The sequence below is a fragment of the Marinicellulosiphila megalodicopiae genome, from assembly GCF_045862395.1.
GTDB lineage: Bacteria > Pseudomonadota > Gammaproteobacteria > Pseudomonadales > Natronospirillaceae > Marinicellulosiphila > Marinicellulosiphila megalodicopiae.
The window spans coordinates 3,992,430-4,006,655 of the sequence record NZ_AP023087.1 but is presented as its reverse complement, the minus strand read 5'-3'; the positions used below and the strand labels follow the sequence as shown (position 1 = coordinate 4,006,655).

Sequence of the window (14,226 nt, the reverse complement as noted above, 5' to 3'; positions counted from 1 at the left end):
ACCCGCTTTTAGCGGGTTTTTTTTGCTTAAAATTTATACATTATAACGATGGATTCTTAAGCTTTGTAAAAAGATGTCTGTTTGAATTTTACTGTCACTACGAACTTTTCTTGTTCTTTTTAAAGAAGGGGTTTCAGGTAATTCGGATACATACGGAAAATGATCAGGATCACTTAAATCAAAAAATATAGGCAATGAAGTGTTGATAGCTTGAGTCTGTTGGTCCGGAAAAAGTATGTTGGTTCTAATTAGTGGGGCTTGGGTTTGAATCTGAGCAAAATGAGAATCATCGACACTTAAAAGATTGTTTATTTGCATCTGAATATGGATTTTATCTTCACCTAAGTTTAGTAATTTCTCGAGTACTTGCTGTTTGGTGAGGCGTTTTATTGAACGCCCTGAGCTGTACCAACTAAACGAAACTTTTGACGGCTGTGCCCGTAAAATAGGTATTTGTCTGTAGGTTTGTTTTAGATGTAATCTGGAAAGATCAGCAAGATTAAAGGATTGTTTAATAATACTCGGCCGCGAATTGATATTTTGGTAAATATTCATCCAGTCATTTTCATTGGATGTTTTTAAAGCAATGACTGAAGTTTGAAATGCTTTTTTTAGTGTGTTTATTGTTTCTAGTTTTAAGATCGTTTTAGAATCTACACCCACTAATCCCCAGTAGCTTTTTGATAAACGGCCATCACCTTCGCTTTGGTAGTAAATATCATTTAACTGGTTGTTAATGGATGTGTGTTGAAGTGATTCAGGGATGTAAAATTGATTGGTCGAATTTTGAATATTGCTCAATGCGTTTAAAGCATGTTCTAATTTTTCGAAATGTTCAAAGCATTGAGCGGTTAATTTATTCATCGTTTTCAATAATAACGCATTCTAAAATACCTGAAAAACTGTCCTTTTTGGTGATTTTAACTTGGACTTCATCATTAAGATTGTAAGTTGTTTTCTTAATGGTGTGGCTGAAATCTAAAGGGTTAAATGCAGTTTTAACTTTTCTTAAATTGTATTGGCATTGTCCACCGATAGATGTTATTTGGCAGATAATACTACCCGGTGTTGCGTGATTGATTGTCGCGTCAAATATTTCATCATCAGCGATTGAGTCAATTCTAATTTGATTTTCAACTTGGTTTGATGCCTGTCTTGCATTTCTTGTTTGTGAATTAAGTTGCGCAAGTATGTTTTTATCTACAAAGGGTTTTGCTTTTTTATTAATGATATGATGTAAAAATTGGTGATTAATAAAATCATTCACTTTACGAATGGGTGAAGTGAAAGTGCAGTATTGCTCAATACCCATTGCCCAGTGATTTGCGCTTTTAGTGGTGACCTCGGAGCGGTCTAGGCGTTTTTGAATGCAAAGCTGTTGCTTGTGAGTTAGTTGATTAAAGCATTGTGTAAAGTAGCTAGGCTCGCTTAGTTTTTCTTCAGAAAAGTCAGTGATATTTTCATTAAGAAATTCAATGGCCTGTGCTTTTGCGTTATTTCTTAAACCTGCTTGGCTAATAAATAAACCCAAATCGTGTTTATTTAGAAAAGATGCGATCCATTTATTTGAAAAAACCATGCATTCTTCAATCATTTTGGCGCTTGCTGAAATAGGTTTGATTGTGATTTTATCTAAAGTTAAATCATCATTTAAATTAAATTGATAATCGTTAGATTGTTGCATGATGATTTCATTGTTTGAGCGATTCTCAAAAAATGAATCGGTAATTTCTTTTAATACAGATAAGTTTTTGTCGCTGTCTATTAATGTATCAGCTTCATCGTAGCTGTATTGTCTTTTTGACTGAATGACACTTGAAGAAATTGAACTGTCGATTAACTTAAAGGTGTCATCAAATTCAAATGTGACGACAAATGCTAGGCGTTCTTCGTTAGGTAATAACGAGCATAATGTATTGCTAATAAAAGAAGGCAGCATTGGAATGGTTTTGCCCGGTAAATATACGCTGGTGCAAGATTCTAATGCTTGTTTGTAAAGTATGTCATCGCTATTAATTAACGCACTTGGGTCAGCAATGGCAATGTGTAATGTATATTTGTCATTTGATTTTTCTACACAAATTGCATCATCTAAATCTTTGCTTGATTGTGAATCAATTGTGAAAAAATCCAAATGAGTTAAATCTTGGTTGTTATTTTTTCTTGAATGTACGGTTGATTCAAATGTGGATAAGTATTGTTTTTGCTCGTCATCGGTTAAATCAGTTGGCGTATTTAATTCGTAATGTGCAATTGAGGCTTTGTGCCAAATGCCAGCATCAGACAGATTGCCTAAAATTTCTGTGATTTTAGCCTGTGTATTGCCTTCAGATTTAAACGGGTGTTTGCTAATTTTGATGCGAACAATGTCGTTTTCCACTGCTTTGTTTCTTAGGGTTTCAGGAATATAAATACGGGTTTGAATTCGGCTGTCCAGCGCTTCAACAAAATGCCCTTTGCCTTTAATGACGTATTTACCAATCAATTCTTTAAGTTTGCTTTTAACAATACTTTCAACAATTGCGTTTTGCTTTCCATTAACTTCTGTCACGCTGTATTCGATGGTGTCATCAATCAGTGTAAGTGACATTTGTTCTGAAGATAAATAGATGCGTTCTTTTTCATTTTGAACAAATCCATATCTGCCAAAGCTACCCATAACGGTGCCTTGGGAAAATTTTGTATCTTCATGAAGTGCTGATTTTAAATCTTTAAGTTGGGAAAGTGCATTGAGATCTAGCATATTAAATAATGTCTTGGTCCTTAAAACCTAGAAGGTAAAGTACGCCATCTAAGCCTAATGTGGAAATGGATTGTTTAGCCGATTGCTCAACGATACTTTTAGCGCGAAATGCAATACCTAAGCCTGCAAGGCTCAACATAGGTAAGTCATTTGCGCCATCGCCAACTGCAATGGTTTGTTCAATTCGAATATTTTCTTTTTCGGCAATTTCTTTTAGTAATTCAGCCTTGCGTTCGCCATTAACGATTTGGCCAATCACGTTACCTGTTACTTTGCCGTCTTTTATTTCAAGCTCGTTTGCGTAAACGTAATCGATACCAAATTTCTGTTGAAGGTGTTTTCCAAAATAATTAAAACCACCAGATAAAATAGCCGTTTTATAACCGTATTGTTTTAGTGTGCGGATTAATCGTTCAGCGCCTTCAGTAATCGGCAGGCGATCAGCAATTTTTGCAAGCACGGACTCATCCAATCCTTTTAAAAGTGCCATACGTTGTTTGAAGCTTTCGTTGAAATCAAGCTTACCTTGCATTGCCATTTCGGTAATGTGGGCCACTTGTTCGCCAACACCGGCTTCCTTTGCTAATTCGTCAATAACTTCGGCTTCAATTAAGGTTGAGTCCATATCAAAGGCAACTAAACGACGGTTTCGGCGGTAAACGTTGTCTTCTTGAAAGGCGATGTCTACATTATGCTCGGCGCAAATCTCTAAAAACTCTGCTCGCAATTGGTCTGGGTTGTTAGGTAGGCCACGTAATGAAAACTCAATACAAGATTTGCTTTCATTGTTTGGAAGCTCTAACGGTTGTCTGTCAGTCAGGCGAGTAATGTCCTGAATGTTTAAACCTTGGTGGCTAATGACTTTAGAAACCGCGGCAATATTTGAGCCTGAAAGTTGTCTGCCAAGTAAAGTTAAAATGAATCGATCTTTACCTTGCTGGCTAACCCATTGTTCGTAGCTATCTGAAGAAACAGGAGTGAACACTGCTCTTATGCCAAGTTCGTGTGCGCAAAATAATACGTTTTTAATCGTATTAGACACATCTTCGCTTTCGGGGAATTTTAAAAGCATGCCAAGTGATACTTGGTCATGAATGACAGACTGGCCAATATCTAAAATCGTAATATTGGCTTGGGCAAGAATTGTTGTTAGTGAACTGGTTAGACCAAGTTGGTCATCGCCAGTTACTTTCAACATGAGCACTTCGTTCATTGAATTGTCTTCTGTTGTTGGAAAGGTGTGGTTAGCTAAGATTTATTTTGCTAGCTGTAAAGCCGTTTCAACATTTTTGCGTAACGCTTCAATTAAATCGTCAGTTTCGTGAGTAGAAAGTGCGCGACCACGATCAACACTACTCATCAAAAATAGGCCGTGTTTAATTGTTTCTAATTCAGTTTTTAATGCGTTGTTTGAGTCAGACATAAAAGTCTCCTAATTAAGTGTGTAAATGCTTGAAAATTGAGCATAAAAAGATCAGGCAGTTAAGATATAGATAAGTTGCCAGCTATTGTACTGACTAAAAACCTAAATGCACCTGTGGGGATGAAAAATACCTATATTTCATCGGTTTTATTCGAAATAAAGTGTAGCAAATGAGATGGAAAAATTAACAAGCTTTTACGTAATTTGCCTATTTTTATCAAAAAGCACATTTTTGACTTCGGAAAACACGAAAACCTTTTAAATTTTTAGCAAATATGGTATAAAACGCGCCCTGAAAATATCAGGAGATAAAGTGGTTTGATCGCTTTGTCAAAAAATCGCGCATCAATAATGGTGTGTTTTAAATACTCACGTTCATCGACACATTTTTCTGGGTGCCTTTTTAATAAATAGGTTGGAAAATGGGGTGTTCAGAGGCCTAACCCAGAGTGCATTAGCGCTCAATTTTAAAAGAGAATATTATGACTGTATCTATGCGTGACTTGCTTAAAGCGGGTGCTCACTTTGGTCACCAAACTCGTTACTGGAATCCTAAAATGGACCAGTACATCTTTGGTGCTCGTAACAAAATCCATATCATCAACTTAGAATTCACTGTTCCTGCATTAAACAATGCATTAGTAGAAGTTAAGAAAATCGCGACTGCTAAGAACAAAATCTTATTTGTTGGTACTAAGCGCTCTGCAAGCAAAATCATTCGTAAAGAAGCTGAACGTTCTGGTATGCCTTATGTTGCACACCGTTGGTTAGGCGGAATGTTGACGAACTACAAAACTATTCGTCAATCAATCAAACGTCTTCGTGATTTAGAATCACAACAAAAAGACGGTACGTTTGAAATGCTAACTAAGAAAGAAGCATTAACTCGTCAACGTGAAATGGTAAAATTAGAAAACTCTATCGGTGGTATTAAAGATATGGGTGGTTTACCTGACGCATTATTCGTAATCGATACGGATCATGAAAGAATCGCTATTAACGAAGCTAACAAATTAGGTATTCCTGTATTTGGTGTTGTTGATACTAACAGCAACCCAGATGGTGTTGATTACGTAATTCCTGGTAACGATGACGCGATTCGCGCAATCGAAATTTACTTAGAAGCTGTAAGCGGCGCTGTTTTAGAAGCTCGTGATCAAAGTGCTGAAGAATACGTAGAAGTTAAAGAAGCTAACTAATAGTTTTTTGATTTCAGATGGGGGGCATTCGCTCCCCTTTTTACATTTTAAATAGAGGAATATAACGATGGCGGCAATTACTCCGAGCCTAGTTAAAGAATTACGTGACCGTACTGGTCTTGGTATGATGGAATGCAAAAAAGCTTTGAAAGAAGCTGAAGGCGACATCGAAACTGCAATTGATAACATGCGTAAAGCGTCTGGCTTAAAAGCAGCGAAAAAATCTGGTCGTACAGCGGCAGAAGGTATCGCTGTTGTTAAAATCGCTGATGATAACAAATCTGCAATTATTGTAGAAGTTAACTCTGAGACTGACTTTGCAGCACGTGAAGCTAACTTCTTAGGGTTTGCTAACTTAGTTGCTGAGAAAGCGTTTGAAACTAAGCAAACTGATGTTGCGGCATTAATGGCTGGCGACTTAGAAAAAGCACGTGAAGAATTAGTTCAAAAAATCGGTGAAAACATCTCTGTACGTCGTATTGAGTATGTTGAAGGTGATGTTGTATCAGCTTATACTCACGGCGCAAAAATCGCAGCGGTTACAGTATTAACTGGCGGTACACCTGAGTTAGCGAAAGATATTTCTATGCATATCGCAGCTTCAAATCCACAATTCTTAAACCCTGAAGATGTGTCTGAAGACGTTTTAGAGCGTGAAAAAGAAGTAGTTCGTGCTCAATCTGAAGATTCTGGAAAACCTGCAGAAATCATTGAAAAAATGATGGTTGGTCGTATCAAGAAATTCTTAGCAGAAATCAGCTTAACTGAACAAGCTTTCGTTAAAGACCCAGATGTTAAAATCGGTCAATTGGCTAAAAAAGCGAATGCAACAATCGAATCATTCATCCGTTTTGAAGTGGGTGAAGGTATTGAAGTTGAAGTTGTAGATTTTGCAGCAGAAGTAGCAGCGGCAGCAGCAGGCGTATAATCCTTTTTGCTTTTCGCAAGCTGAAAAATATTGCATAATAATGCAAATTAAAGAGAGTGCCTTGCGCTCTCTTTTATTATCTGACTTTTTTAAGAGGATGAGTAGTGGCTAATACTGCGGATAGTACAAACAAATATAAAAGAATTTTACTGAAACTTAGCGGCGAAGCATTAGCTGGCAGCAAGAGTTTTGGGATCGATCCAGCGGTTTTGGATCGAATGGCGATTGAAATTGGTCAGTTAGTTGGAATTGGTATCCAAATCGGTTTAGTAATTGGTGGCGGAAATTTATTTCGCGGCAAAGAGTTAAGTGATGCGGGTCTTGATCGTGTAAGCGGCGATCACATGGGTATGCTAGCTACCGTTATGAATGCTATTGCTATGCGTGATGCGTTAGAGCGATCTAATATTGCAACTGTAGTAATGTCGTCTATTTCAATGACAGGTGTTGTAGACGATTACGATCGTCGTAAAGCTATGCGTCATTTATCTAAAGGTGAAGTGGTTATTTTTGCTGCGGGCACAGGTAATCCATTCTTTACTACCGATTCTGCTGCGTGTTTACGCGGTATTGAAATCGATGCAGATGTTGTGTTTAAAGCAACCAATGTGGATGGCGTTTACGATAGTGATCCACGCAAAAATCCTAAAGCGGTTAGGTATGAGCAATTAACCTATAACGAAGCATTAGAGAAAAAATTAGGTGTAATGGATTTAACGGCTATTTGTTTAGTACGTGATCACAATATGCCAGTACGTGTTTTTAATATGAATGAACCAGGTGCACTTGTAAAAGTCATAACTGATCGATCAGTTGGCACCACAATGCTGGAGACAATTGATAATGTTAAATGAAATTTTTGACCAAACAAAAGTAAAAATGGATCGCTCAATTGAAGCGCTAGAAAATGCGTTTAAGCGAATCCGTACCGGTCGTGCTAATCCAAGTATTTTAGATCCAATTACAGTGGACTATTACGGACAGCAAACTGAAATCTCTGCTGTAGCAAACATTGGTGTTGAGGATGGTCGTACGTTAACGATTACACCTTGGGAAAAACCAATGGTAGTGGCGATTGAAAAAGCGATCATGAAATCAGATCTTGGGTTAAATCCTCAAACAAGTGGTGAGACGATTCGTTTAGTTATGCCAATGTTGACTGAAGAAACGCGTAAAAACTACATCAAAGATGCAAAAGCAGAAGCTGAAAACGGTCGTATTTCTGTACGTAACGTACGTAAAGCAGCGAACACTGATGTGAAAAACTTATTGAAAGATAAAGAAATCACTGAAGATGAAGCGCACGCAGCTGAAGATCAAATTCAAAAAATGACCAATACATTTATTGAAACGATCGATAAGCGTTTAGCTGAAAAAGAAACACAACTGTTAACGGTTTAAAACCGTTTGTTAAAAGGCCGAAGATACTTCGGCCTTTTTTTGTTTTAAAGATATCGAGCGAAGTATGACTAAATCTTGTGCAAAACATATTGCGATCATTATGGATGGCAATAACCGCTGGGCCAAAAAGAAATTTTTAGGTGGCATTGCTGGGCATCAAGCCGCCCAAAAAGCCGTGCGTGAAAGTGTTGAATTTTGTGCAAATCAAGGTGTTGAAGTACTGACGTTGTTTGCGTTTTCTAGTGAAAATTGGAAGCGCCCAAAAGATGAAGTCAGTGCATTAATGGAATTGTTTTTAATGGCCTTGCAGCGTGAAGTCAAAAAACTGCATAAAAACAATATCCGCTTGAAAATTATTGGCGATGTGTCTGGCTTTAATGAAAAAATCCAGCAACACGTCAAACAAGCCGAAGCGTTAACTCAAAACAATACAGGTTTGATATTAGCCATTGCCGCTAACTATGGCGGCAGATGGGATATCGTTAATGCAACTCAAAAAGTGGCGCAATTAGTTAAAGATGGCAAGTTAGAGCCTCAAGATATTACAGAAGCCCATTTACAGCAATATATTCAATTAGGTGATTTACCGGAGCCTGATTTATGTATTCGAACTGCAAATGAGATGCGTATTAGTAATTTCTTGTTATGGCAATTTGCTTATAGTGAGTTTTATTTCACTGATGTGCTTTGGCCTGATTTTGGTAAAGCAGATCTACAAAAAGCCATGGATGCATATGAAAATCGTGTACGCCGATTCGGTAAAACAGACGATCAAATTTCAAAAGAAAAATAACTAATTATATAAGAATTCTAAACATGCTTAAACAACGAGTACTAACGGCAATGGTCCTTGCGCCATTGATGATTGTGGGTATTTTCTTTTTATCCCCAATGTATTTCCCTTATTTTATTATGCTTATTGCTGCGCTTGCTAGCTGGGAATGGGCAAAGTTAAGTGGTTTTAAATCTAGTTTTGTAAGAGTGGGTTACGCAATTGCGATTGTGTTATTTGGTTATATGACCCTTCGCTATGGTGATGATGACGCTTCACGTACGTGGACATTACGCCTTGCCATTATTTGGTGGGTGTTAGCGCTTATTTGTGTGTTGTGCTTTCCTAAATTTAAATTGTTTTGGCGGGCAAAATCAGCGCGCTTAATTATCGGTGTGTTCGCTATTATCCCTATGTGGATTGGTTTGGTTATGCTTAAAAACATGGGTGACGATGCTGAATACTACTTAGTATGGTTAATGTTTTTGGTGTGGGGCGCAGACAGTGGTGCTTACTTTGCGGGTCGTCATTTTGGTAAAACCAAATTAGCAGAAAAAGTCAGCCCTAAAAAAACATGGGAAGGCGTGTATGGCGGAATGCTAACAGCCATGATCTTTTCAGTGATCGCCGCGTTTTGTTTATTTGACCAATCCAATTACAGTGTAATGGATTGGGGTTTATTATTTGTTATGTCAGCCGTGATTGTCTTGTTTTCTGTTGTGGGTGATTTGTTTGAAAGCCTGCTTAAGCGTCATGAAAACATTAAAGACAGCAGTCAATTATTGCCAGGGCACGGCGGTGTCATGGATCGTGTTGATAGCTTATTGGCTGCCGTCCCTTTTTTCGTTTTATTTATTCCGATGTTTGTTAAATGAAAACCATTTGCTTGTTAGGTGCAACCGGTTCAATCGGGACCAGTACGTTAGATATTATTGAGCGTCATCCCGAAAAATACCAATTACACAGCGTCAGCGGTCACAAAAATTGGCAGAAAATGCATGAAATTATTCAGCGTTTTCAGCCAAAAGTGGTGGTGATGAGTGACGAGCAAAGTGCGTTAACATTAAAAGAAGCAATGAACGATTCAACTGTTGAAGTATTAACAGGCGAAGACGCATTGATTCAAATAGCTAAAGATCCTATTGCAGATACCGTGGTTGCGGCCATTGTCGGTTCAGCAGGATTACAATCGTCTTACGCTGCAGTATGCGCGGGTAAGCGAGTATTATTGGCTAACAAAGAATCGCTAGTGATCAGCGGTCAATTATTTATGTCGGCAGTTAAAAAATACGGCGCCACGTTATTGCCTGTTGATAGCGAACACAATGCGATTTTTCAATCGTTACCTTTTGATTACCAGCAAGGAAAGTCTGGGCAAGGGGTTAAAAAAATATTACTGACCGCATCAGGCGGTCCGTTTTTGAAATTCTCCCAACAACAGCTTGAAAATGTCACGCCAGAGCAGGCGGTTGCGCATCCAAATTGGTCGATGGGTCAAAAAATATCCGTCGATTCTGCAAGTTTGATGAATAAAGGCTTAGAGTTAATTGAAGCCTGTTGGTTGTTTGATTTAAAAGTTGAAGATGTTCAAGTGGTTGTGCATCCACAATCAATTATTCATTCGATGGTGTCTTATGCCGATGGTAGCGTGATTGCGCAGATGGGTAATCCTGATATGCGAACACCGATTGCTTATGGTTTGAGTTATCCTGAGCGAATAGAATCGGGCGTTGAACCTTTGGATTTTTTCCAAATTAATCAATTAACCTTTGATCAAGCAGACGAATCTCGATTTGAATGTCTAGCGCTTGCCAAACAAGCATTTGCCCAGGGTGGCATTATGCCTGCCATTTTAAATGCAGCCAATGAAGAGGCGGTTGATGCCTTTTTAAATAATAACATCGCATTTTTAGATATTGCAAAAGTAGTGAAACAAACCATGAGTAACATTAAAAATGATGAAGTGGTCAGTATTGATCAATTAATGCAAGTCGATGTCCTTGCAAGAACAGAAGCCATTAACATCATTAAAGGAATGTAATCATGTTGTGGAATATCTTGTTTTTTGTTGTTGCCATACTGATATTGGTGAGTTTTCACGAATGGGGGCACTATTTAATTGCCCGATTATTCAAAGTAAAAATCATCACATTTAGCGTGGGTTTTGGTCAAAAACTTATTAAATGGCGCAATAAAAAAGACACGGAATTTGTAATATCGGCCATTCCATTAGGTGGGTTTGTCAGAATGGCAGGAAGCCAAGAAAAAGACAGCAACAATTTACCCATTGAATTAAAAGAAGGTGAGCGTTATTACGACACGTTACCGCCCATTAAACGCATTGCAATCTCATTAGCTGGGCCGTTATTTAATTTTATATTGGCTTATTTACTGTATGCGTTGATTTTTACCCATCCAATTGCTCAGCAAGATTTGCATTTTAACGAGGTCGTGCCAGATTCTATTGCTGCAAACGCAGGAATTCCAAGTGGTATTACAATCACAGCATTTGATGGTAAATCCTTTGAAACGTTACGTGAATTTCGCTTGTATTTGTATAGGTTTGCAGGTCAATCAAGTACAGTGAATTTAGAGTATGAGTACAATGGAGAGTTGAAATCTGGTCAATTATATATTGATCAATTAGACGTTCAGTCAGCTGTTAGTGTGATTTCTCAACTAGGTCTTATTCAAACTGATGTGGGCTATCAAGTTTTTGCGCAAACAATTAATCCAGGTGCTGCTCACATCGCGGGTATGCAAGCTGGTGATAGATGGATTAAAATTAACGGTGTTCCAATAACCAGTGATGCACAATGGCGAATGGCAATCGCGCAAGGCGATTCAATCGATTGGACTGTATTAAGGGATGGGGATGAAATTGATTTAATATTGCGTCCAAAGCGCGATGAAACCAAGAAACATTCCCCCTATTTGATAGGAGTTCAGGTACAATCCAATGCCTTAGAATACAGTCATATTATTGAGCAAAATTTAACCATTTTTGAATCTGCTTTATATAGTTTTAAGTATACTTGGGAAATGATTAAGTTTAATGTCATCTCGATTGTAAAATTAATAAAAGGCGATCTGGGCTTAGATAATCTGGGTGGGCCAGGAACCATGGCTAATGCATCGGGTTCAGCTGCAAAATCTGGGTTTTTAAGTTTTTTATCCTTGCTTGGCATTTTGAGTATTTCGTTAGGTGTCATTAACTTATTACCTATTCCTATGCTTGATGGCGGAAATGTTTTATTTGATACAATTGAACTTATTCGTAGAAAGCCACTCTCTGAAAGTTGGCAAATACGATTTAAAAAGATAGGTCTGTTGATTGTGGTCAGTGTGATGGCTGTTGCCATAACCAATGATCTGTTTAGATATTTATAATGGTTGTTAAATGATTAAATTGAAAATTTTATTAATAAGTGTGTTGAGTATTGTTTGTACAATGGCACAGGCTCAAGTTGTGGGTGATATTAAAATTGATGGATTGCAACGATTGTCTCAAGGCGGAATTTACAATGCACTAAATTTCTCAAAAGGCGATGACGTGGATTCAAGTATGATTTCACAAGCAATACGTCGATTATATTCAACAGGTAATTTTGAAGACATCAAAATAGGCTGGGATAACACCAATCTTATTGTAAAAGTGATTGAGCGACCGATGATCGCCAGTATTACAATTGATGGTAATTCATTGATTCCTACTGAAGGATTAGAGCAGGGCATGAATGGCGTTGGTTTAAGAGAGGGTGAAATTCTTAAACGCTCAACTGTATCAGAAATTGAAGCAGAACTTGCGAGTCAATATGCATTACAAGGGCGATATAACGCAGAGGTGAATGTGTTGATCGTACCAAAACCACACAATCGAATTGATTTAAAAATCGATATATACGAAGGGCCAAGCGTTAAAATTGATCACATAGAAATTGTTGGTAATAACAAATTTCATGACGACGAATTATTAGAGGTTTTAACTCAAAGAAGCGTTAGTGATAATCCGTTGGTTCAAATGTTTAATTCTAAATCTAAATTTAATCGTCAATTATTTCGTGCGGATTTAGAAGCATTACGTTCTTTCTACTTAAATAATGGCTATTTAAATTTTGATGTTGAATCTCATCAAATTATGTTAAGTGAAGATAAAAACTTCGTCACGTTAATTGTGAACATTGATGAAGGCGAAATATTTTATTTAGATGAAGTTACAGTTGCTGGAGACTTACAAGGACTTGATGACAGCATCAATAATTTGGTCACATACACCAAAGGTTGGAGTTATTCTCAACGACAAATCGATTTAAATATTCAGCGTATCCAAAGTTTATTAGACAGGTATGGTTATTATTATTCAAGTGTTCGACATAATACAATTGTTGATGAGGTGACAAAGCAGGTTGACGTAGTGCTTTTTGTTGAAACTGGCCCTAAAACCTACGTAAGAAGAATTGAAGTACAGGGAAATACAACCACATTAGATGAAGTCGTTCGAAGAGAGTTTCGCCAGTTAGAGGGAACCATTGCTACGCGTGCTTCAATCAATCGCTCACAAGCTCGTATTCAGGCATTAGGTTTTTTTAAATCTGCTCAAATCATTCCAAAGCCTGTACCAGGTAGGCAGGATTTAATCGATATTGTCATTAAAGTGGAAGAAATGTTCATTGGTAATATTCAAGCTCAATTAGCTTGGCAGCCAGGAGGGGACGTTGAGTTTGGTTTCCAATTTTCCAAAGACAACTTTTTAGGAACCGGTAAAAGTTTAAAAACCGATTTAACTTGGAGTGAAGGTGCAAGCTCTACTTCGATTTCTTATAGTGATCCCTACTTTACAAAAACAGGCGGCAGTCGCTCAATTAATTTTGATTTATCTAAGAAAGATTATTCAAATATTTCAGCAGGTAGTTATGGATTTAACTCAGTTGATTTTGGTTTAGGTTGGGGTTATCCAATCAGCGAATTTGAGCGTTTGAATTTTAATGCTTCTATTACTAATACCGATTTATATACCAATTTGCCCGCTGTTGAAATTAGAAATTTTGTTGATTTATATGATGATAATATCAAAACATTTAACTTAAGAGCTTCTTATAGTTATTCATCAGTAAACGGTGCTTTACTCGCTGATGATGGTATGTCTCAGAGCTTATCATTCTATTCAACGGTGCCTGGTAGCGATATTGAATATTTTTCATTAAGTTATAATGGTCAAAAATACTTTAAATTTAATAGCAAATATTCATTACGTGCCCACAGTCGTTTGGCATATGGTCAAACTTATAAAGATGAAGATTTGTTTCCATTTTATAAGACGTTTAAAGCAGGTGGTATGAGTACGGTCAGAGGGTATAATCAAAACTCGTTAGGTCCTAAAACCTCATTATCAACAGTGAGCGTTGATGGAATTACCTCAACAGTTGGTGGTACGCCACTTGGTGGAAATATATTAGTTAAAGCTGGGTTAGAGCTATTGATTCCAACCCCATTAATAGATGAGTCTTCTACAAGAACCTCATTATTTATTGATTTTGGTAATGTATTTAATCAAGATTGTGTAGATGGAAATACAACCTGTATGACAAAAGTCAATTTTGAAGAATTGAGAGGTTCATATGGCGCGTCATTGACGTGGCAACTAGGGCCGTTTCCTTTAGCGTTTGTTTACGCGTTTCCTATTAACAAGCAAGACGGTGATCAATTTAGAAACTTTGTGTTTGGTTTAGGTGGCGCGTATTAAATTAAGTAAATTTTTTG

The 14,226-nt window shown here is 37.4% G+C and carries 13 protein-coding genes; 9 read left to right on the top strand and 4 right to left on the bottom strand.

What is annotated here, in order from left to right; translation table 11 throughout:
* Nucleotides 1–33 precede the first annotated feature (33 nt).
* Genes TYM08_RS17265 through TYM08_RS17250 form a run of 4 tightly spaced genes read right to left on the bottom strand, consistent with a single transcriptional unit; the run spans nt 34 to nt 4,166 of the window.
* Complete coding sequence (locus TYM08_RS17265) at nt 34–864, bottom strand: hypothetical protein (RefSeq protein WP_422380395.1); 831 nt, start codon at nt 862–864, stop codon at nt 34–36.
* Nucleotides 857–2,743 (bottom strand): RNB domain-containing ribonuclease, encoded by a 1,887-nt coding sequence (locus TYM08_RS17260; protein ID WP_422380394.1) that lies wholly within the window; start codon nt 2,741–2,743, stop codon nt 857–859. Before TYM08_RS17260 ends, TYM08_RS17265 begins: the two co-directional genes overlap by 8 nt.
* Before the next feature lies 1 nt (nt 2,744).
* Entirely contained in the window at nt 2,745–3,956 is a 1,212-nt protein-coding gene (serB, locus tag TYM08_RS17255) for a phosphoserine phosphatase SerB (RefSeq protein ID WP_422380393.1), read from the bottom strand.
* 42 nt (nt 3,957–3,998) lie between these two features.
* Nucleotides 3,999–4,166: a hypothetical protein gene (locus TYM08_RS17250; protein WP_422380392.1), complete on the bottom strand. Its 168-nt coding sequence runs from the start codon at nt 4,164–4,166 to the stop codon at nt 3,999–4,001.
* 479 nt (nt 4,167–4,645) lie between these two features.
* Here TYM08_RS17250 and rpsB point away from each other — a divergent pair, with 479 nt between their 5' ends.
* The 9 genes from rpsB (at nt 4,646) to bamA (ending at nt 14,209) form a co-directional block, all read left to right on the top strand.
* Nucleotides 4,646–5,365, top strand: coding sequence for a 30S ribosomal protein S2 (gene rpsB, locus TYM08_RS17245; protein ID WP_422382844.1), 720 nt, complete (start codon nt 4,646–4,648; stop codon nt 5,363–5,365).
* 67 nt (nt 5,366–5,432) lie between these two features.
* Complete coding sequence (tsf, locus tag TYM08_RS17240; protein ID WP_422380391.1) at nt 5,433–6,293, top strand: translation elongation factor Ts; 861 nt, start codon at nt 5,433–5,435, stop codon at nt 6,291–6,293.
* Nucleotides 6,294–6,397: 104 nt separating this feature from the next.
* On the top strand, nt 6,398–7,147 hold the full coding sequence (gene pyrH, locus TYM08_RS17235) for a UMP kinase (protein WP_422380390.1): 750 nt from the start codon (nt 6,398–6,400) through the stop codon (nt 7,145–7,147).
* Complete coding sequence (gene frr / locus TYM08_RS17230) at nt 7,137–7,694, top strand: ribosome recycling factor (RefSeq protein ID WP_422380389.1); 558 nt, start codon at nt 7,137–7,139, stop codon at nt 7,692–7,694. Before pyrH ends, frr begins: the two co-directional genes overlap by 11 nt.
* A 64-nt stretch (nt 7,695–7,758) precedes the next feature.
* Nucleotides 7,759–8,487, top strand: coding sequence for an isoprenyl transferase (locus TYM08_RS17225; RefSeq protein ID WP_422380388.1), 729 nt, complete (start codon nt 7,759–7,761; stop codon nt 8,485–8,487).
* A gap of 23 nt (nt 8,488–8,510) precedes the next feature.
* Nucleotides 8,511–9,341 carry a phosphatidate cytidylyltransferase gene (locus TYM08_RS17220; protein ID WP_422380387.1) on the top strand — a complete coding sequence of 277 codons (831 nt, stop codon included), beginning with the start codon at nt 8,511–8,513 and terminating at the stop codon, nt 9,339–9,341.
* Entirely contained in the window at nt 9,338–10,507 is a 1,170-nt protein-coding gene (ispC, locus tag TYM08_RS17215) for a 1-deoxy-D-xylulose-5-phosphate reductoisomerase (RefSeq protein WP_422380386.1), read from the top strand. Before TYM08_RS17220 ends, ispC begins: the two co-directional genes overlap by 4 nt.
* 2 nt (nt 10,508–10,509) lie before the next feature.
* Nucleotides 10,510–11,856, top strand: a complete 1,347-nt coding sequence (rseP, locus tag TYM08_RS17210) for an RIP metalloprotease RseP (RefSeq protein WP_422380385.1) — start codon at nt 10,510–10,512, stop codon at nt 11,854–11,856.
* Nucleotides 11,857–11,866: 10 nt separating this feature from the next.
* Nucleotides 11,867–14,209, top strand: coding sequence for an outer membrane protein assembly factor BamA (gene bamA / locus TYM08_RS17205; protein ID WP_422380384.1), 2,343 nt, complete (start codon nt 11,867–11,869; stop codon nt 14,207–14,209).
* Nucleotides 14,210–14,226: the final 17 nt, after the last annotated feature.